At 59.2% G+C, this 19,818-nt stretch carries 14 protein-coding genes and 2 pseudogenes; 12 read left to right on the top strand and 4 right to left on the bottom strand.

Going from position 1 to position 19,818, the window contains the following annotated elements:
• The first annotated feature begins 113 nt into the window (after positions 1-113).
• Entirely contained in the window at positions 114-2,177 is a 2,064-nt protein-coding gene (treS, locus tag AO277_RS16400; protein WP_044318343.1) for a maltose alpha-D-glucosyltransferase, read from the top strand.
• Here the strand turns inward: treS and AO277_RS16405 are convergent.
• Positions 2,119-3,945: pseudogene (locus AO277_RS16405) on the bottom strand (sigma 54-interacting transcriptional regulator). The gene treS and the pseudogene AO277_RS16405 overlap by 59 nt on opposite strands.
• Before the next feature lie 279 nt (positions 3,946-4,224).
• Between AO277_RS16405 and AO277_RS16410 the strand changes: the two are divergent.
• The 3 genes from AO277_RS16410 to AO277_RS16420 all read left to right on the top strand — a co-directional run bounded on the left by AO277_RS16410 (position 4,225) and on the right by AO277_RS16420 (position 7,592).
• A complete protein-coding gene (locus AO277_RS16410) occupies positions 4,225-5,706 on the top strand; it encodes a benzaldehyde dehydrogenase (RefSeq protein ID WP_044318344.1) in 1,482 nt (493 codons plus the stop codon).
• 86 nt (positions 5,707-5,792) lie between these two features.
• Positions 5,793-6,560, top strand: coding sequence for a coniferyl-alcohol dehydrogenase (locus tag AO277_RS16415; RefSeq protein WP_044318345.1), 768 nt, complete (start codon positions 5,793-5,795; stop codon positions 6,558-6,560).
• Positions 6,561-6,644: 84 nt separating this feature from the next.
• Complete coding sequence (locus tag AO277_RS16420; RefSeq protein ID WP_044318346.1) at positions 6,645-7,592, top strand: SphA family protein; 948 nt, start codon at positions 6,645-6,647, stop codon at positions 7,590-7,592.
• A gap of 363 nt (positions 7,593-7,955) precedes the next feature.
• On the opposite strand, the gene mhpT is transcribed toward AO277_RS16420, so the two are convergent.
• On the bottom strand, positions 7,956-9,176 hold the full coding sequence (gene mhpT / locus AO277_RS16430) for a 3-(3-hydroxy-phenyl)propionate transporter MhpT (protein ID WP_044318347.1): 1,221 nt from the start codon (positions 9,174-9,176) through the stop codon (positions 7,956-7,958).
• 326 nt (positions 9,177-9,502) lie between these two features.
• Between mhpT and AO277_RS16435 the strand changes: the two genes are divergently transcribed.
• Entirely contained in the window at positions 9,503-10,825 is a 1,323-nt protein-coding gene (locus AO277_RS16435) for an OprD family porin (RefSeq protein WP_044318348.1), read from the top strand.
• A gap of 44 nt (positions 10,826-10,869) precedes the next feature.
• Here AO277_RS16435 and AO277_RS16440 read toward each other — a convergent pair whose 3' ends face one another.
• Positions 10,870-11,358, bottom strand: a complete 489-nt coding sequence (locus AO277_RS16440) for a MarR family winged helix-turn-helix transcriptional regulator (protein WP_002553453.1) — start codon at positions 11,356-11,358, stop codon at positions 10,870-10,872.
• Between the two features lie 211 nt (positions 11,359-11,569).
• Between AO277_RS16440 and AO277_RS16445 the strand changes: the two genes are divergently transcribed.
• The 5 genes from AO277_RS16445 to AO277_RS16465 all read left to right on the top strand — a co-directional run bounded on the left by AO277_RS16445 (position 11,570) and on the right by AO277_RS16465 (position 17,703).
• Entirely contained in the window at positions 11,570-12,400 is an 831-nt protein-coding gene (locus AO277_RS16445; RefSeq protein ID WP_002553454.1) for a p-hydroxycinnamoyl CoA hydratase/lyase, read from the top strand.
• Between the two features lie 90 nt (positions 12,401-12,490).
• Positions 12,491-13,939 carry an aldehyde dehydrogenase gene (locus AO277_RS16450; RefSeq protein WP_044318357.1) on the top strand — a complete coding sequence of 483 codons (1,449 nt, stop codon included), beginning with the start codon at positions 12,491-12,493 and terminating at the stop codon, positions 13,937-13,939.
• Between the two features lie 152 nt (positions 13,940-14,091).
• Positions 14,092-15,978, top strand: a complete 1,887-nt coding sequence (locus tag AO277_RS16455; RefSeq protein WP_044318349.1) for a feruloyl-CoA synthase — start codon at positions 14,092-14,094, stop codon at positions 15,976-15,978.
• Entirely contained in the window at positions 15,975-17,219 is a 1,245-nt protein-coding gene (locus tag AO277_RS16460; RefSeq protein ID WP_044318350.1) for a thiolase family protein, read from the top strand. Before AO277_RS16455 ends, AO277_RS16460 begins: the two co-directional genes overlap by 4 nt.
• A gap of 139 nt (positions 17,220-17,358) precedes the next feature.
• Complete coding sequence (locus AO277_RS16465) at positions 17,359-17,703, top strand: hypothetical protein (RefSeq protein ID WP_002553457.1); 345 nt, start codon at positions 17,359-17,361, stop codon at positions 17,701-17,703.
• 14 nt (positions 17,704-17,717) lie between these two features.
• Here the strand turns inward: AO277_RS16465 and AO277_RS16470 are convergent, their stop codons facing one another.
• Positions 17,718-18,122, bottom strand: coding sequence for a RidA family protein (locus tag AO277_RS16470; protein WP_044318351.1), 405 nt, complete (start codon positions 18,120-18,122; stop codon positions 17,718-17,720).
• Positions 18,123-18,276: 154 nt separating this feature from the next.
• Between AO277_RS16470 and AO277_RS16475 the strand changes: the two genes are divergently transcribed.
• Together AO277_RS16475 and AO277_RS16480 are read left to right on the top strand one after the other, a co-directional pair.
• Positions 18,277-19,212, top strand: coding sequence for a LysR family transcriptional regulator (locus AO277_RS16475; RefSeq protein ID WP_002553459.1), 936 nt, complete (start codon positions 18,277-18,279; stop codon positions 19,210-19,212).
• A gap of 154 nt (positions 19,213-19,366) precedes the next feature.
• Positions 19,367-19,747 (top strand): annotated as a pseudogene (locus AO277_RS16480) (AAA family ATPase); the annotation flags it as partial.
• Between the last annotated feature and the right edge of the window lie 71 nt (positions 19,748-19,818).

A 19,818-nucleotide genomic window follows, 5' to 3' on the forward strand; every position in this document is an offset into this window, starting at 1 on the left:
GACATGAATGCAACGAATCGGGCCCTTTGGGCTCATATCCGTAAGCAATACATTCAGGGCGCTCCGCCTGCGGAGCGTCTCAGGTCGCCGATTCGAGAGGAAGACTGGACGCTATGACGATACCGGACAAGCAGTACGTGGACTGGCTGGTCGAGCAATCGATGCTTAATGCCGCAAGACAGCGCGCCAAGACCTATTCGGGGCAGGGCAGGCTCTGGCAGCGTCCTTTCGCCCTTGCACGTCCCAGAGATGCATCCGCCATTGCGTCAGTCTGGTTCACCGCCTATCCGGCTTCTATCGTCACTCGCGAAGGTGGGTCGGTGCTGGAAGCGCTGGGTGATGAAACCCTGTGGCACGCGCTGTCGGAGATCGGCATTCAGGGCATTCACAACGGCCCGCTGAAGCTGTCCGGCGGGCTGAAAGGCCGCGAGCGGACTCCGAGTATCGATGGCAACTTCGACCGCATCAGTTTCGGCATCGACCCTGATCTGGGCACCGAAGCACAACTGTTGAGCCTGTCGCGCATCGCTGCAGCGCACAACGCGGTGATCATCGATGACATCATCCCGTCGCACACCGGCAAGGGCGCAGACTTCCGTCTTGCCGAGCTGGCGTACGAGGATTACCCAGGCCTGTTCCACATGGTCGAGATCCGTGAGGAAGACTGGCCGCTGTTACCTGAAGTGCCGACCGGTCGCGACGCCGTCAACCTGATGCCCGATGTGGTCGATCAGTTACGCGACAAGCATTACATCGTCGGTCAGTTGCAACGGGTGATTTTCTTCGAGCCTGGCGTCAAGGAAACCGACTGGAGCGCCACCGACGTGGTGCATGGCGTCGATGGCAAGGCTCGCCGCTGGGTCTATCTGCATTATTTCAAGGACGGTCAGCCTTCATTGAACTGGCTGGACCCAAGTTTTGCCGCGCAGCAGATGATCATCGGTGACGCGCTGCATGCCATTGATGTGATGGGCGCGCGGGTACTGCGTCTGGACGCCAACGGCTTCCTTGGCGTGGAGCGTCGCGCCGAAGGCACTGCCTGGTCGGAAAGCCATCCGCTGTCGATCACCGGCAACCAGCTACTGGCCGGTGCGATCCGCAAGGCAGGCGGTTTCAGCTTCCAGGAACTCAACCTGACCATCGATGACATCGCGTCCATGGGGCAGGGCGGCGCTGACCTGTCCTACGACTTCCTCACGCGACCGGCCTATCAGCATGCACTGTTGACCGGCACCACCGAGTTCCTGCGCTTGATGCTGCGCCAGGTGCATGCGTACGGCATTGATCCGGCATCGCTGATCCATGCCTTGCAGAATCACGATGAGCTGACTCTGGAGCTGGTGCATTTCTGGACGCTGCACGCCCATGACACCTTCCATTACCAGGGGCAGACGTTCCCGGGTAATATCCTGCGCGAGCACATCCGTGAAGAGATGTACGAGAAGTTGTCCGGTGAACACGCGCCGTATAACCTCAAGTTCGTCACCAATGGTGTCTCCTGCACAACGGCCAGCATCATCACCGCCGCGCTGGGCATTCGCGACCTGAGCACGATCAGCGATGCAGACATTCAGCAGATCCAGCACATCCACCTGCTGCTGGTGATGTACAACGCCATGCAGCCTGGCGTGTTTGCCTTGTCGGGCTGGGACCTGGTCGGCGCCTTGACGTTACCGGCAGAGCAGGTCGACCACCTGATGCAGGACGGTGACACGCGCTGGATTCATCGGGGTGCCTACGATCTGGTGGATCTGGACCCGGAAGCTGAATTTTCTGCTGGTGACATGCCGCGTCCGAAGACGCTGTATGGCAGCCTGGTCAGTCAGCTCCAGCGACCTGACTCGTTTGCCTCGCAGCTCAAGAAAATTCTTGCTGTGCGCCGCGCCTACGACATTGCAGCAAGCCGCCAGATTCTGATTCCCGACGTCGAGCATCCAGGGCTGTTGGTCATGGTGCACGAGTTGCCTGCCGGCAAGGGCACGCAGATCACCGCGCTCAACTTCAGCTCAGAGACTATTGTCGAAACGCTGCACCTGCCTGGCATCGCGCCGGGTCCGGTGGTCGATATCATCAACGAGCGGGTCGAGGGCGATCTGACCGATCAGGGCGAGTTCACCATCACGCTGGATGCCTACGAAGGGCTTGCCCTGCGTGTGGTGAGCACCTTGCCGATCTAGGCGCCCCCTGGCTGCGTTTTTTCAGGCGATAGGCAAGCTGGGCGCGACTCAGGCCCAGTAAACGCGAGGCGGCCGCCAGGTTGCCTTCGCTCTCGTCCAGCGCTTCGTGGATCAGGCGCTGTTCGAGGTCGTCGATGGAGAATGCCTGGCCTGACTGCCCCAAAGTGTCCAGCAGTCTGGCAGTCGATGCCTGCCGGGTTTCTGAAACAGAAGTCTGCCGCAACGTGCCCTCGGGGTTCAACGAGTAGGAGTCCTCCGGTAACGACTCGTTGCGGAAGATATGCACCAGATCAATCGCCTGGCCCTCGTCGCTGGCAATCAGCCCACGCTCGATCAGGTTCTGCAGCTCGCGCACATTCCCGGCGAAGTCATAACGCAGCAACGTCTTCAATGCTCGCATGGTCAAGCCGGCCGGCGTCCTGCCGTACTCCTGACAGAATCTTTTGAGAAAAGCGTTGATCAGCAACGGAATGTCATCGCGGCGTTCGCGCAATGGGGGCAGGGTGATCGGGTAAACATTCAGGCGGTAGAACAGGTCCTCGCGGAACTCGCCATCGGCCACCGCCTTGCGCAAGTCGACGTTGGTCGCCGCCACCACCCGAACATCGACCTTGATGCCGTGGCCGCCCCCGACGCGTTCGATCTCCCGCTCCTGCAGGGCACGCAGCAGTTTGCTTTGCCCGGCCAGGCTCAGGGAGGTAATTTCATCCAGAAACAGCGTGCCGCCATTGGCGCGCTCGAAACGCCCGGGCCTTGAGTGCGTCGCCCCGGTGTATGCCCCACGCTCGACACCGAACAGCTCGGCCTCGATCAGGTTATCGGGAATGGCTGCGCAGTTGAGCGCCACGAACGGGCCTTCGCGGTTGCGGCTGAGCTGGTGCAACTGGCGGGCGAACATTTCCTTGCCGACGCCGGATTCACCGCTGATCAATACCGTTGCCGGGGTCATTGCCACACGCTGCAGTGCCTGGGTGGCGGCGTTGAATGCGGCGCTGGCACCAATCAGCGGCTGCTCGGTGCCGGTGGGCGGACTTGCGTCATGGTTCGCTTTTGCCAGTGAAGGAGTTTGTTCAGGGGCAGGTGGTTTGACCACGTTCAGGTAGCCCAGGTCGCGCTCGACGTCGCCCCATTGTTCCGCGGTCTTGCCAACGACCCGGCAGTTCGCGTGGCCCATGCCGCGGCACTCCACTTAGCGGAAGACCACCATCTGCCCGAACAGGCCGCTGACAAAACCGATGGCGTAGCCGATTTCGGTCCAGCACACCGAATCCTGCCCGATGCTATATGCCGCAACATGCTCGTCGGCTTCGCAGGAGTGGTGCCACAGAAACTCCCCTTCGTAGAACCCGGACTCGGCGTCGAACTTGAAGTGCAACGGCTCGACCTTGGTCATGCCTTCCAGCGTGTGCAAGTGCGTACCGGCACGAAACGCCGATGTTGCATCAGCCAGTGGCCAGCGTTCGCGAATCAGCCGGGCGTCGCGCGCGCCAGACAGATAACCGGCACGGGTGAACATTCCGCGTGCCTGCTCCTGCCCCAGACGCTCGATGATCTCGCGGCGCAAGGTGCCGAACGATGAGGTGTGCAGCAGCAAAATGCGCTGATCGTTGAGCCAGATGCGCCCATCGTCAGGCGAGAAGAACAGGCAACCGGTCAATTCCTCGGCGGTCGGTGAGCCACTGGCGTCTGGCTGACTACTGTCGCCCCGAGGCAGGAAGTGCTCAGTGGAGACGCTGTGGTCGGGAAGCTCGCAGTGAGGAATTCTCATTCTTGTACCTCGGCCCGGCATTGGTCTAAATGATCAATTCATGACTTGGTTAATAAACATAACTTTATCAAATGAACAAGCTCGGCCGCGCAGTATTTCCGGTCCTTGATGTTTGCTCCGTTAATGAGGTTGCCGAAAAGTCTTGTTCCAGAGCGGTTGAGCGGCTATATGACAACCTGATTGCAATCCCGGCACAGGCTTTGCTCAGGCCTGTTTACGGCGCGTGCTGTCCATTGGAGTGGAGCAGGCGATTACAACCATAAAAGCCGGAGTCTGAATATGTCAGCGTCTGATGGCACCCCCCTGTTGCACCGCGCGATTGAAGCCGAATGTGTATTCAATGGCGACTGGATTCCTTCCTCATCCCCGTTATTGCCCGTCATCGAGCCTGCGACCGGCGAGCTGTTGATGAACACTGCCATGGCTGACGCGGCGGATATCGCCGTTGCCTGCCGGGAAGCTGCGCTTGCCCAGCCTGCCTGGGCGGCGCTGGGGCCTCGTGAAAAGGCTGAAATATTTTTGCTGGCCGCCGATCACGCGGTCTGTGCGTTCGATGAACTGGCTTTGTACGTGGCTCGGGAGAGCGGCGGCAGTCTGCACAAGGGCCAGCACGAAGTGAATGAGGCCATTGTGTTGCTGCGCCAGGCCGCGGGTATGCTTTCGCAGGCTCATGGTCACGGTCTGATGCTGCCCAGCGCTGCCGGTCGCCTGTCTTATGCACGGCGCGTCGCACACGGTGTGGTGGGGGTGATTTCGCCGTTCAACTTTCCGTTGGTGCTGTCCATGCGCTCGGTTGCTCCTGCGCTTGCCGCTGGCAATGCCGTGGTGCTCAAGCCTGACCCGCAGACGCCGATCAGTGGCGGTTTTCTGATTGCCAGGCTGTTCGAGGAAGCAGGGCTGCCCAAAGGGCTGTTGCATGTGTTGCCGGGGGCGGCGGATGCGGGCGAAGCGCTGTGCCGCGACACCAATGTACAGATGATCACGTTTACCGGATCAACTGCGGCCGGACGCAAAGTTGCCGAGGCTGCCGGGCGCAATCTGAAGAAAGTGTCGCTGGAATTGGGAGGCAAGAACCCCCTGATCATTCTCGAAGACGCCGACCTTGATCTGGCTGCCAGCAATGCAGCGTTTGGAGCCTGGCTCCATCAGGGGCAGATCTGCATGGCCACCGGCCTGATTCTGGTTCACGAATCGATTGTCGCCGACCTGACCCGCAAGCTGGCAGGCAAGGCACGGGCGTTGACGGTCGGTAATGCGGCACGCGGTGAAGCTGCGTTGGGGCCGCTGATCAACAAACGCCAGTTGCAGCACGTACACCAGGTGGTCAGCGACAGCCTGCAAGCTGGTGCGCAGCTGGAAAACGGTGGTGAATACGAGGGCCTGTTCTATCGCCCTACAGTGCTCAGCGGCGTGAAGCCCGGTATGCGTGCATTCGAGGAGGAGATTTTTGGCCCGGTGGCCGTAGTGGTCAGTTTTTCCACCGATGAGGAAGCCATTGAACTGGCCAATCGCTCTGAATATGGCCTGGCCGCTGCCGTTATTTCCCCGAATGTGGGCCGCGCGACGGCGATTGGCGATCGACTGCGGTGCGGCATGCTGCACATCAATGACCAGACCGTGGCCGATGAGTGCATCAACTCGTTCGGCGGGCGCGGAGCGTCGGGCAACGGCTGCAGCGCAGGCAGCCCTTCAGACTGGGAGGAGTACAGCCAGTGGCAGTGGGTGACCGTGAAGAATCAGGCTCCGACCTACCCATTCTGAGGGTGCCTGGGCTTCCATGCTTTATTGCAAGTAGTGATGTGATGCAACGACAAAACGTGATCCAACAACAATAAGAGCGCGTGACTATGAACCTGAATAATAAAACACTGATCATTACGGGTGTGTCCTCCGGAATTGGCGCTGAGCTGGCGAGGGTGGCGCGCTTTCAAGGTGCCAGAGTGATTGGCATCGATCTTCATGAACCGCAACTGACCGTGGACGGATTCTTCCAGGCGGACCTGGCTGATCCTGACAGTATCAATGCGCTGGTCGAGCGCTTGCCCAGACAGATCGACGCCCTGTGCAACATCGCCGGCGTGCCCGGCACTGCGCCGGTTCAGGCGGTCGCCCGAGTCAATTACCTGGGGCTGCGCCATCTGACCCAGTGTTTGCTGCCGCGCATGGCCCCAGGCGGCAGTATCGTCAACGTATCGTCGATACTCGGTGACCAATGGGTTAAACGGCTGGAGTTGCACAAGGCGCTGGCCGCCACTGAAAGCTACAGCGAAGGGCAGGCGTGGCTGGCAGCCAATCCGGTCGCTCAGGAGACCTGCTACCAGTACTTCAAGGAGGCGCTGATTGTCTGGAGCTTTCAGCAGTCGCAAGAGTGGTTTCGCGAGCAGTCGTTGCGTGTCAACTGCGTCGCGCCGGGCCCGGTGTTCACACCTATTCTGGGGGATTTTGTCAGCATGGTCGGCCAGGAGCGGGTCACCCGTGACGGCTTGCACATGAAGCGTCCTGCGCTGGCTGATGAGGTGGCCGAGGTGATTGCGTTTCTGTGTTCCGACGCATCGCGCTGGATCAACGGTGTCAACTTGCCGGTAGACGGAGGGCTGGCAGCTTCTTACGTGTAATGGCTGCAAGCGGTGCAACCCCGATGGCACGCTCGTGGCGTCGGGGATATTGAAAACAACAACAATAAGTACAGGAATCACAAGATGCCCAAGTCTATCTTGCGTACCGTTGCGACCGTATCAATCATCGGCCTTTCATCGACCGCCTATGCCTATGACTTGCCCGGCCTTAATCTGGGCAACACCAGCTTCTACGACGGATCGCCAGCCCCGGCAGGGCCAGGCTGGTATCTGGAGGAGTACCTGAACTACGCCAGGGCCGATCGCTTCAATGACGTGAATGGCGACAAACTGCAACTTTCCAAACAGGATGTGGATGTACTGGCCGTGACCACGCAGCTCATTTACGTCGGCCAGCCTTTGGCCAATGGCGCGATGCCGGGTATTACCGCAATCAACACGTCGCTGGCGCATGTCGACGTGGACGATGGTCTGGATAACACCGTGCTGAGTTCGCGCGCAGGGTTTGGCGATGTGATCATCGGCCCGTTTCTTCAGTTACCGACGATAACTCGTGCTGACGGTAGCCCACTGTTGACCCAGCGTATCGAGACGGATATTGCGATCCCGGTTGGTGCCTACAATCGCAATCGTTCGATCAACCCCGGCAGCAACTTCTGGTCGTTCAACCCATACTACGCAGCGACTTACTGGTTTTCCCCGAAATGGTCGGCCAGCGGGCGTTTCATGTACTTGTGGAACGGCAAGAATGACGACCCGCAAGCCGGGTTCGGCAATGTCTCCGACACTCAGGCGGGCCAGGCGCTGCATGCCAACCTGACCGTGCAATACGCAGTGACCGAACAGCTTTCGCTGGGGCTCAACGGCTACTGGCTCAAGCAGTTCACGGACACCCAGGTGGATGGCCATGATGTCAGTGGCCGCAAGGAAAAAGTCTGGGCCATCGGCCCCGGCTTCCTGTACGCCTTTAGCAAGGAGAACGTCCTGACGGTCAACAGCTACTTCGAGCAGGGTGCGGAAAACCGCACCGAAGGCAACAAGCTGGTGCTGAATTTTCTGCACAAGCTGTAAGGCATTACTCGTCGTATAGCGATCGGCCAATGCGTAGCGTGCAGTTCGCGGCGCTACGCGGAGTGCTCGGCGTTACACATGAGTCCAGCTGACTATCGTGCCAATGCTCCGCGTTGGCATGCATTGGGTGACGCTCCGCGTCACAAATCTGCAGCCTTGCGCGGTATCAAGGGCGAAGCAGTCTCAGGCTTTGGTGCTGCCTGTATCTCGGGCCGAATTGAATGATGCGTCACGGCTGCAATGTGACGCAGAGCGTCACGAAATGCATTACCACGCGGAGCGTGGGAGCGAGAAGTATCGGGATTTCAGCTATGTTTTCGGGCTCTTCAAGACTTGTGCATGACGATGGACATAGCGACCTGATCACCTCGACTCTGCAACCTTGAGTTCACGCTTCTCGAGGGCGACCGACCTGGACAGCACCGTGATCGCCGCCAGTGCGGCAATCACCAGGCCGGGTGAGGTGGCCAACAGTACGCCAGCGGTTCCCGCACCGGCTCCGAGCAGATGCCCGGCAGCCAAAGGGCCGGCCACAGAGCCGAGGCGGCCGATGGCTACCGCAGCGCCGACACCGGTGGCACGTACCGAAGTCGGGTACGAAGGAGGGGCCAGCGCATACAGCACCAGTTGCGCGGCCATGACAAATACCCCGGCAGCAAACCCGGCAATTGCCATCGGCACGATGCCGACCGACACGCCCACGCCCGCCAACGCAGCCAGCAAACCGGCGTAGACGAACAGCACGACCTTGGTGCCGTTGCAGCGATCCAGCAACAGCCCGCCCAGTAGCGAGCCCAGCGCGCCGCCAATATTGAACAGCATCTGCACCAGGCCCGCCTGAGGTTTGCTGAAACCCTGGCCGATCAACAGCGACGGCAGCCAGTTGAGCAGCATGTACATGACGGTCAGGGTAAAAAAGTAGCCGACCCACAAGGCCAGTGTCGTGCGAGCGCTGCCTTCGCCGAACAGTGCGCTGGCGCTTGAATGCCGGGCAGCGCTGGCAGTCGTCTGCTGTTTAAAGGCACTGGATTCGGGCAGTAACAGGATCATCAACGGGACCACCAGCAGTGGCACCAGACCACCGATGATGAAAGTTGTCTGCCAGTGCTCGCTGGTAAACATCGCGACCACCGCAGCCAGGGCTCCGCCCAGCGGAACGCCTGCATACATGACGCTGATGGCGAGCCCGCGATGGCGTTCGCCGACAGCTTCGGCGCACAAGGCGATCAGGTTGGGCAGCGCAGCCCCCAGCCCCAGGCCGGTCATGAAGCGCACCAGCAACAGGGCAGAAAAGCTTTCGACATAAGCAGTGCTCAGCGAGAAGACCCCGAACAGCAGTACTGCGCTTACCAGAATCTTCTTGCGGCCGATGCTATCCGCAATCCAGCCGCCAAAAAAAGCGCCCGGCAGCAGCCCGATGATCCCTGCGCTGAATACCCAGCCCATCATTTTCGGGTCAAGGGCAAAGCTTTGACGAAGTCCCGCCGCCGCCGTCCCGGCAGCCTGCAGGTCGAAACCTTCGATGAGTGCGACGATAAAACACAAGATGATGGTCAGCGTCGAACGACGCAACGAACTGTTCATGGCAAGCCTCATTGTTGTTTTTGTTGTGGAGAAAAGCCTGTTCCCGAGCGCCGACGAGGCGTTGTGACAGGTGCTGATCAAGGTAACAAAAATAACTAAAAAATGAATCCGGACCAAGAATTCAATAAAAGCACGAATTAGTCTTTTTAAAACATTTAGTTAGGGAGGTATTTAAAGAGTGGTAGTCAAGTAGTTAACATTATTAATGTTCGATTATCGGTCACTCTGGATTGACGTCGATACGAAATCCTCCAATTCTCCTTCCACGGACCTGCGGCCAGCGCCGGACCGAATCCAAAAACAACAACAATAAGTGGACATCCAACATGCCAACGCTCACTCGTGGTGCAGCAAAAGCTGTGTCAACTCTCTTTTTCCGTGGAAAAAATTGCGGTCTCGCGCTGGGCCTGCTGGGCGTCAGCGCTGTACCTGACCTCGCACAGGCTCAGGGGTTTCTGAAGGACAGCCACGGCACCTTGACGCTGCGCAATTATTATATGGACCGTGATTACAAGGACGATGGTGCCAAAACAGCCACGCGGGAGTGGGCGCAGGGGTTCATTATCAACGCCGAATCCGGCTTCACAGAAGGACCGGTGGGCTTCGGTCTTGATGCGCGAACGCTGGTGGGTGTAAAGCTTGATTCTTCGCCAGACCGCAGCGGTACCGAGCTATTGCCGATATCGGCCAGTGACGGACGGGCTGCTGACGAGTATTCCCGACTGGCGCTGACCGGCAAGCTTAAATTCCGCGAAACCACAATCAAGACTGGCGACGTGTCGATTTTTCTGCCGTTTGCTTTCGCCAGCCCCTCACGCCTGTTGCCGCAGACTTTTCGGGGCACGACGCTGACCTCAAAGGACATCGACGGCTTGACCTTCAATGCCGGCTATATTGATCGGGTCAACAAGCGCGATTCCAGCAACTATCAGGCAATGACCATCGCTTCGCCGAACCGGCGCTTCAATGGTGCAGCAACGTCATCGCACATGGCCTATGCCGGGGGCGACTATCAGGTCAACAAGGAGCTCAGCATACGCGCGTATCACGCTGAAGTGGCTGATCTTTATACTCAGAACACGCTCGCGCTACTACACAAACTGGCAATCGGCGATGGCGTGCTTACCACTGATCTGCGCAGCTTTTTCAGTAGCGACACGGGCAGCGCGAAAGCCGGAGACGTGGATAACCAGAACCTGTCGGCGCTGTTGGGTTACAAGTGGGGAGGGCACAGCGTCAGCCTTGGTTATATGCATTCGAGCGGCGATACCGCTACACCCTATGTATCGGGCACCGAACTGATGGGTTTGAGCGAGATGACCATGAGTTCTGACTTTCTCAATGCCAGGGAGCGTACCTGGCAAGCCATTTACGACTATGACTTCACTGCCGTGGGGCTTGTCGGGTTACGCAGTCGCCTGCGTTATGTGCGCGGCGACAACATCGAACTGGCCGCTTTCAATGCCGATAATCGCAAGGAGCGTGAGTTTCAGATGGAGCTGGGCTACGTCGTTCAGAGCGGCCCGCTGAAGAATATCGGCCTGCTGGCGCGCAAGTCGATCTATCGCAACGACTTCCCCGCAGGCGCCGCCTTTCGCGATGAAAACCAGACGCGCTTTATTGTTCAGTACAGCTTGCCACTCTGGTAATCAGCCCGTCATCGACGGCAAAAATCGCCGTTGATGACGGATTTTTACGAATGGTAGACCTTTTTCAACAGCCTGAGCAGGTCCTGACGTTCCTGGTTATCCAGCGCCGAAGTGGAATCGAGGTCACTGTCGGCGGCGATCTGTTTCAGTTCGCGCAGCAATGTCTCGCCGCTCTTGCTGAGGAAGATGCCATACGAGCGTTTGTCTGGCTTGCAGCGAACCCGCACGGCCAGTGCACGTTCTTCGAGCTTGTTCAGCAACGGTACGACCTGGGGCGGTTCGATAGCCAGCGCCTTGGCCAGGTCTGCCTGCATAAGGCCCGGGTTTTGCTCGATGATCGCCAGCGCCGAAAACTGCGCCGGACGCAGGTCGTGGGCGGAAAGACGTCCGATCAGGTTCTGGAACAGCTTGAGCTGTGCCCGGCGCATGGCATAACCGATCAGATCATCCAGCGCAGAATCCGTTGGCAAAGCTGCTTCGGCAACCTGTGCGGAGGCCTGGCAAATGTCGGCAATGTCGGATGGCTTGGCCATTGAAAGTGCAGTCCTTTTGATGGGGTGGGTCAATCAGCCGATCAGTTTGCCGAGGTTAGCGAACGATAGCTATGGGGTATACGTCACTGTGACCAGCCTGTGCAGGCAGAGTGCCGACTTTTTGATTAATAAATATAACAGTTAATTGACATAACTATATTTGCCGTTTAGCTTTGAGCTATCGTCAAGCCAAGAGCAAGAGAGTATCGCCATGAGCAAGTACGAAGGTCGCTGGGCAACCGTCAAGGTCGAAATTGAGCAAGGCATCGCGTGGGTCATACTCAATCGGCCTGAAAAGCGCAATGCCATGAGCCCGACCCTGAACCGTGAAATGATCGATGTGCTGGAAACACTCGAGCAGGATCCCGACGCAGGTGTTCTGGTGTTGACCGGTGCGGGCGAGGCCTGGACTGCCGGCATGGACCTCAAGGAGTACTTTCGTGAGGTGGACGCCGGACCGGAGATTCTTCAGGAAAAAATCCGTCGCGAGGCCTCCCAGTGGCAATGGAAGATGTTGCGCATGTACGCCAAACCGACCATCGCAATGGTCAACGGCTGGTGTTTCGGCGGGGGCTTCAGCCCGCTGGTGGCATGTGACCTGGCGATCTGCGCCGATGAAGCGACCTTCGGGCTGTCGGAAATCAACTGGGGCATTCCGCCTGGCAACCTGGTGAGCAAGGCTATGGCCGATACCGTGGGTCATCGCCAGTCGCTTTACTACATCATGACCGGCAAGACCTTCGATGGTAAGAAAGCCGCTGAAATGGGGCTCGTCAATGAGAGCGTGCCGCTGGCACAACTGCGTCAGGTGACCATCGACCTGGCCCTCAACCTGCTGGAAAAGAACCCGGTGGTACTGCGCGCCGCCAAGCACGGCTTCAAGCGCTGCCGCGAACTGACCTGGGAGCAGAACGAAGACTACCTGTATGCCAAACTCGATCAGTCACGACTGCTGGACAAGGAAGGCGGGCGCGAGCAAGGCATGAAGCAATTCCTCGACGACAAGAGCATCAAACCAGGGTTGGAAGCTTATAAGCGGTAGATGGCAGCTGCACGCGTAAGGCTTTGACTTGAGGCTTGCATTGCAAGGTTCGAGGCAGCCCTTGAACAACAATAACAAAGAGGAATGATCATGCTGGACGTGCCCCTGCTGATCGGCGGCCAGTCGTGCCCCGCCCATGATGGACGTACATTTGAACGCTGTAACCCGGTGACTGGCGAAGTGGTTTCGCGTGTGGCCGCAGCGACCCTGGAAGATGCCGATGCAGCAGTCGCGGCTGCTCAGGCTGCGTTCCCTGCCTGGGCGGCGCTGGCACCCGGCGAGCGCCGAGCGCGCCTGCTCAAGGCTGCCGAGCAGTTGCAGGCGCGCAGTGGCGAATTTATCGCTGCCGCTGGCGAAACCGGGGCGATGGCCAACTGGTATGGCTTCAACGTACAACTGGCCGCCAGCATGCTGCGCGAAGCTGCGTCGATGACCACGCAGATTACCGGTGAAGTCATTCCCTCCAATGTGCCCGGCAGCTTTGCCATGGCGCTGCGCCAACCCTGCGGCGTGGTGCTCGGCATCGCACCGTGGAATGCGCCGGTGATTCTTGCTACCCGCGCCATCGCCATGCCGCTTGCCTGCGGTAACACCGTGGTGCTCAAGGCATCGGAGCTCAGCCCTGCAGTGCATCGGCTGATCGGTCAGGTATTGCAGGATGCCGGGCTGGGCGACGGTGTCGTCAACGTGATCAGCAATGCGCCTGCCGATGCTGCGGCGATTGTCGAGCGTCTGATCGCCAACCCGGCCGTGCGTCGAGTCAATTTCACCGGTTCGACCCATGTGGGGCGTATCGTCGGTGAGCTCTCGGCACGCCATCTGAAACCGGCACTGCTTGAACTGGGCGGCAAGGCACCGTTTCTGGTGCTGGACGACGCTGATCTGGACGCGGCGGTGGAAGCGGCCGCATTTGGTGCCTATTTCAATCAGGGCCAGATCTGCATGTCCACCGAACGGTTGATCATTGATCGGAAGGTGGCGGATGCCTTTGTTGCAAAACTGAGCGCCAAGATCGAAACGTTGCGTGCCGGCAACCCGGATGACAGTGAATCGGTGCTGGGGTCGCTGGTAGACGTCGGGGCTGGCACGCGCATCAAGGCGTTGATCGATGACGCTGTGGATCTGGGCGCAACGCTGGTGATTGGCGGGCAGTTACAGGGCAGCATTCTGCAACCGACGTTGCTCGATGGCGTGACTGACACCATGCGCCTGTACCGCGAAGATTCCTTCGGGCCGGTGGCTGTGGTGATCCGTGGCGAAGGTGACGAGGCGTTATTGCGGCTGGCCAATGATTCGGAATTCGGCCTCTCGGCGGCAATTTTCAGTCGCGACACCAGCCGCGCTCTGGCGCTTGCGCAGCGGGTCGAGTCGGGTATCTGCCACATCAACGGACCGACTGTGCACGACGAGGCGCAAATGCCCTTTGGCGGGGTCAAGTCCAGCGGGTATGGCAGTTTCGGTGGCAAGGCTTCTGTCGAGCATTTTACTCAGTTGCGCTGGGTGACCTTGCAAAACGGGCCGCGGCACTACCCGATCTGAATCCTCCGGCGCTGGCGTCACCGATGTTGCAAAAGACCGTGTCGCCAGCAAGTCAGGCATAACAATAACAAGGCTGCAGCCTGTGCTGCTACGCCCCGCCCGAACCGCTGCAAGCCGTTGGGTGTCTGCGTACCTTGATGGAGAGAACGCACGTGAGTTCCGATATCAGATCATCAACGCTGCACAGTGAAGATAGCTCACCACGCTATCGCCAGGTCTCCATCGGTCATCCGCCCATCGAGGTGCGGGAAGAGCAGGGCATTTTGCATATGCGCGCTCTGGAACCACTGGCGCAATTGCCCGATCGCTTGCTCGACCGATTGGTGTACTGGGCCAGCATCCGTCCGCAGCAAACCTTTATTGCCGCCCGCGACAGCCGTGGTGGCTGGCGCAAGGTCAGTTACGCCGACATGCTCACAGACGTGCGCGCCATCGCGCAGAGCCTTCTGGCGTATGGCCTCTCCGCCGAGCGGCCGTTGGCGCTGCTCTCGGGTAACGACATCGAGCATTTGCAGCTTGCATTGGGTGCCATGTACGCGGGGATTCCCTATTGCCCGGTATCGCCAGCGTATTCAGTCATGTCCCAGGATTTCGCCAAGCTGCGGCATGTTTGCGAAGTGGTGCAGCCAGGGCTGGTGTTTGTCAGCGAAGCCGCGCCGTTTCAGCGCGCCATTGATGCGGTCATTCCAGCGGATACGCCGATCATCACTGTACGCGGCCAACTCGCTGGCAGGCGTCCACTGAGCTTCGCCAGCCTGTTCGATCAGCCTGGCGGCCGTGAAGCCGAGGCGGCTTTTCTGGCCAGTGGTCCGGACAGTATCGCCAAGTTCCTGTTCACCTCGGGCTCGACCAAACTGCCCAAGGCCGTAGTGACCACGCAGCGCATGCTGTGTGCCAATCAGCAGATGCTGCTGCAGACATTTCCGGTGTTCGGCGAAGAGCCGCCCGTGCTGGTCGACTGGCTACCGTGGAATCACACCTTCGGCGGCAGCCATAACCTCGGTATCGTGTTGTACAACGGTGGCACGTTCTATCTGGACAACGGCAAACCGACCGTCCAGGGTTTTGCCGAAACCCTACGCAACCTTAAGGAAATCTCGCCGACGGCCTACCTGACCGTGCCCAAGGGCTGGGAAGAGCTGGTCAACGCGCTGGAGCAGGACGCCGAACTGCGTGAGCGATTCTTCTCGCGCATGAAACTGTTCTTCTTCGCCGCAGCCGGCCTGTCGCAAAGTATCTGGGATCGCCTTGACCGTGTCGCCGAGCAGCATTGTGGCGAACGGATTCGCATGATGGCGGGGTTGGGCATGACCGAGGCTGCGCCTTCCTGCACGTTCACCACCGGACCGCTGTCGATGGCTGGCTATATCGGCTTGCCTGCGCCCGGTTGCGAAGTGTGTCTGGTGCCGGTGGACGGCAAGCTGGAAGGCCGTTTCCGCGGTCCGCACATCATGCCCGGCTACTGGCGCTCGCCGCAGCAGACTGCCGACGTGTTCGACGAAAACGGTTTTTATTGCTCCGGCGATGCGATCAAGCTCGCCGATCCTGCGGCGCCCGAGCTGGGCCTGATGTTCGACGGGCGTCTTGCCGAGGACTTCAAACTGTCGTCCGGCGTGTTTGTAAGTGTCGGCCCCATGCGCAACCGCGCCGTGCTGGAAGGCTCGCCGTACGTGCAGGATGTGGTCATCACCCAGCCTGATCGTGAATGCCTGGGTGCGCTGGTGTTTCCAAGGTTGCATGAATGTCGCCAATTGGCCGGGCTGGATGCGCAGGCCTCTGATGCGCAGGTGTTGGCCAGTGCGCCGGTACGTGCGTGGTTTGGCGAATGGCTGACCCGCCTGAATCAAGGTGCGAATGGCAATGCCAGCCGTCTGGAGTGGATCGTGCTGCTTGACGAACCCGCGTCTATTGATCGTGGCGAAATCACCGATAAGGGGTCTATCAACCAGCGTGCGGTGCTGCAGTGGCGGGCAGAAATAGTCGAAGCGCTTTATCGTGATCAGTCCCCGGACAAAATCAGTGCCGAGCCGACGGCATGAGCAGCGGCGGGCAATATCTGGCGTTCAGCGACGTGGCCATTGTCGACGCAGTGCGCACGCCGTGGGTCGATCTGGGCGGCGCTCTGGGGCATATTTCACCCATCGATCTGGGTATAAAGGTCGGTCGTGAGGTTCTGGCGCGTGCTGCCATTCAGCCTGATCAGGTTGACAGTGTACTGGCTGGCTCAATGGCGCAAGCCAGTTTCGATGCGTACCTGCTGCCCCGGCATATCGGCCTCTACAGCGGCGTCGCGCAAAGCGTTCCGGCGCTGGGCGTGCAACGCATCTGCGCCACAGGTCTTGAACTGTTGCGTCAGGCCGCTCAGCATGCGAGCGAAGGCGGGCAGATGGCGCTGTGCGTTGCTGCCGAATCGATGTCGCGCAACCCGATTGCGGCCTATACCCATCGTGACGGTTTCCCGCTGGGCGGTGCCGTGCAGTCCAAGGACTTTCTCTGGGAAGCGTTGTACGACCCGGCACCGGCAATGGACATGATCGCTACGGCGGACAATCTTGCAAAACGTTACGGCTTGAGCCGTGAAGCCGTCGACGGTTATGCATTGCTCAGCCATCAGCGCGCACTGCAATCGCAGCTTGGCGGCCAATGGGCTGGCGAAATTGTGCCGGTCAACAGCCAGCGCTTTGAGCTGGAGGGGTATCAGCCGCGCGGCATCGAGTTGCCGCGAGGGGTTGAAACGGTCACACAGGACAGCCATCCGCGAGCAACCACCCTGGCGGCTTTATCCCGTTTGCGTGCTATTCATGCTGATGGTGTGCAGACTGCAGGCAACAGCTGTGCGGTGGTCGATGGTGCGGCAGCGGCGTTGGTGGGCAGCGCTTCGCAGTCACAAAGGCCGGTACTGGCGCACCTGCTGGCCAGTGCTGTGATTGGCGTCGCTCCGGAGTTCATGGGCATTGGCCCGACGCCTGCCATCCAGCTGTTATTGCAGCGCAGCGGGCTGGCGCTGAGCGACATTGGCCGGCTGGAAATAAACGAAGCGCAGGCGGCCCAGATGCTGGCGGTGACACAAACGCTGGAACTGGACAACGAACGACTCAACTGTCTGGGCGGTTCACTGGGCCTGGGCCACCCGCTGGCTGCCACCGGATTGCGTCTGGTCATGACTCTGGCGCGGCAATTGCGCGAAAAAAACCTGCGCTACGGGATTGCCGCCGCCTGCGTAGGCGGCGGGCAGGGTATGGCGCTGCTGATCGAGAATCCGGCATTCATTGCCCGCTGAGCCTGCCCCCCTTATCCATGACTCGAAAGCGACACTCAGCCATTTCAAGCGCTGCACTTGACGCAGGTCATCCTTTAGCGCTTGACCGAATTGAAGTGAACAGTGACTCTCGCGTCTCTCAACACTACGGAACCCGTCTATGCGTGCCCTCGCTGAGCTTTCTTTCGATTTCGTCTGGCATTTGATGTTCACGGATGACGATCAGCTCGACCAGGATTTGGCGGTGCGCTCGCTGGAAAATCTGTCTGACTACTTTTCGGCGATGTCCGACGAAGAGAAAAGAGCGTTCATCGCTGTGGCGCATGAACGCAAGGCTCGTCTTTTTGCAGTGCCCGATGCCGATGGCTACTCGCCGATGCTGCACGCCACTGAAGACCAGGCACAGTTTCTTGATCATGTGGTGTCCGGAAAATTCTTCCAGCAGTTTGAAGAGCCCGCGGCTGTTTATGCCAGCGACCGCGTGGTACCGATTCGCAGCAACTGAGCTGCCGGCTGCGGCTAGCCGCGTGCAGTTTCCGGCAACCTGGCAATCACCTTGATTTCAAAATCAAAGCCATAAAGCCAGGTGACGCCGACGCCCGTCAGGGGCGGGTGCGGCGCGTTGCCCCAGAATTCCGGGACCACCTTCCATATACGCTCGAACTTCGCTTCGGGGTCGACAATGAACACCGTCACGTCGACCACATCATCGAACGTGCAGCCAGCGGCCAGCAGAATGGCGTTGAGGTTGGTGAACGCCAGGCGCACCTGCTTTTCGAGATCCGGCTCCGGTGAGCCATCTTGGCGACTGCCCACTTGTCCAGAAACAAACAGAAAACCATTGGAACGTACCGCGGGCGAATAGCGATTGCGCTCGTAAAGCGCCTGACGACCAGCGGGGAAAACGACGTCACGGTGTGGCATGGGTGCCTCCATCAAAGGGTCGAGTGACCTGAAATCAGTGGTGAAGCCACTGTAGGGACTTGCGCCGAACCGATAAACGAGCAACCGTACTCAGCACTGTTTGGAGAACCCAAACAATCCGGCAGGCCAGCGTGACGAGACAGGCAGGGCGAGAATGGACCGTTTTGACGCGATGCAAGCGTTTGCCCGAGTGGTGGAAACAGGCAGCTTCACCAAAGCTGCCGCCACGCTGCACATGAGCAAGACCAGCGTGACGCAGCTGGTGCAGCAACTGGAGGCACGCCTGCGGGTCAGGCTGCTCAACCGCACCACACGCAAGGTCAACGTGACTGCCGACGGCGCAGCCTATTACGAGCGCGTGGTCAGGCTGCTGGCCGACATGGATGACGCGGAGACCAGCCTTTCCGACGCGACGTCGCTGCCCAGAGGTCGATTGCGCGTGGACGTGCCGAGCCCGTTTGCCAGCATGCTGTTGATGCCTGCGCTGCCTGGTTTCCATGCCCGCTATCCGGACATCCAGATCGACATGGGTGTCAGCGACCGTATTGTCGACATGATTGGCGAAAATGTTGACTGCGTCGTGCGCGGTGGTGAAATAACCGATCAGTCACTGATCGCGCGGCGGGTGGGCGACCTGCAACTGGGTGTGTACGCCGCGCCGTATTATCTAACGCGAATGGGCACGCCTGTTCACCCGCGCGAACTTGAAGATTCTGCCCATCGTATCGTTGGCTACCTGTGGGCGCGCACCAGCAAGGCGCTGCCATACGCAATGCACCGCGACGGTGAAAAGGTCCATGTGCAGGGCCGCTATGCGCTGGCGGTGGATGATGGCAATGCCTACATTGCCGCAGGTCTGGCCGGAATGGGCATTCTCTGGCTACCGGACTACATGGCCAGGCAGCATCAGGTGCGCGGCGACCTGATACCGCTGTTCAAAGACTGGCAGCTGGACAGCATGCCTATGTACGTGGCATTCCCGCCGAACCGGCATATCAGCATCAAGGTGCGTGTGTTCATTGACTGGATTACCGAGCTGATGGCCGAGCATGCGCCTGTCAGTCAGCGTCACGGAGCCGAGCAATCGTAATCTGCGCTCGCAGCATTGGCGACTTGCCATGTCAGGAATAGTTTTAAATTCTTGACCTGAGTATGAAAAGCTCAAGGCGGCGGGGATTCCATGCACTTGGGCAACATCGATTATTGGAGAACGACTTGATGACGCGTGTGCGAGTTTCGAAAGCATGTTGATTTCGATTGAACTGAAAAACTTCAAGAGTTACGAGAGTGCAAGTCTTCCGCTGGCAGCCATGACCTTTTTAATCGGTGCCAACGCTTCGGGCAAGAGCAACGTCCTTGAAGCCATTCGCTTGCTCAACTGGCTGGCCAAAGGCAGCCGTCTTGAAGACATCACACGATCAATTCAGAGTGGCGATGCGGTTGTTCGTGGGCAGGCAAATGATTTGCTGCGCGATCCTCTTGCGAGTTTCAGTTTGGGGGGCAGGTTTGAGGGCATGCCAAAGGGGTGGGGGCATTTTGAAATATCGATTGGCCTGGTAGCCGATCAGTTGGTCGTCACAGCGGAAAGCGTAGTGAAACCGGGCGAAGCGGTTCCTCTGTACCGGGAGTATCAGTTTTTTTGTGTTCGGGCTGGTTAGGGCCTGCCGTCAGGCAGGCCCTTGTTTTACCAGCTCGG

Origin of the sequence: Pseudomonas amygdali, assembly GCF_002699855.1 — a bacterium.
Taxonomy (GTDB): domain Bacteria; phylum Pseudomonadota; class Gammaproteobacteria; order Pseudomonadales; family Pseudomonadaceae; genus Aquipseudomonas; species Aquipseudomonas amygdali.

Bases quoted from the DNA above. Each gene is read 5' to 3' on its own strand.
- treS (WP_044318343.1), top strand. From the start codon at position 114: ATGACGATACCGGACAAGCAGTACGTGGACTGGCTGGTCGAGCAATCG.
- AO277_RS16410 (WP_044318344.1), top strand. From the start codon at position 4,225: ATGTCAGCGTCTGATGGCACCCCCCTGTTGCACCGCGCGATTGAAGCC.
- AO277_RS16415 (WP_044318345.1), top strand. From the start codon at position 5,793: ATGAACCTGAATAATAAAACACTGATCATTACGGGTGTGTCCTCCGGA.
- AO277_RS16420 (WP_044318346.1), top strand. From the start codon at position 6,645: ATGCCCAAGTCTATCTTGCGTACCGTTGCGACCGTATCAATCATCGGC.
- mhpT (WP_044318347.1), bottom strand. From the start codon at position 9,176: ATGAACAGTTCGTTGCGTCGTTCGACGCTGACCATCATCTTGTGTTTT.
- AO277_RS16435 (WP_044318348.1), top strand. From the start codon at position 9,503: ATGCCAACGCTCACTCGTGGTGCAGCAAAAGCTGTGTCAACTCTCTTT.
- AO277_RS16440 (WP_002553453.1), bottom strand. From the start codon at position 11,358: ATGGCCAAGCCATCCGACATTGCCGACATTTGCCAGGCCTCCGCACAG.
- AO277_RS16445 (WP_002553454.1), top strand. From the start codon at position 11,570: ATGAGCAAGTACGAAGGTCGCTGGGCAACCGTCAAGGTCGAAATTGAG.
- AO277_RS16450 (WP_044318357.1), top strand. From the start codon at position 12,491: ATGCTGGACGTGCCCCTGCTGATCGGCGGCCAGTCGTGCCCCGCCCAT.
- AO277_RS16460 (WP_044318350.1), top strand. From the start codon at position 15,975: ATGAGCAGCGGCGGGCAATATCTGGCGTTCAGCGACGTGGCCATTGTC.
- AO277_RS16465 (WP_002553457.1), top strand. From the start codon at position 17,359: ATGCGTGCCCTCGCTGAGCTTTCTTTCGATTTCGTCTGGCATTTGATG.
- AO277_RS16470 (WP_044318351.1), bottom strand. From the start codon at position 18,122: ATGCCACACCGTGACGTCGTTTTCCCCGCTGGTCGTCAGGCGCTTTAC.
- AO277_RS16475 (WP_002553459.1), top strand. From the start codon at position 18,277: ATGGACCGTTTTGACGCGATGCAAGCGTTTGCCCGAGTGGTGGAAACA.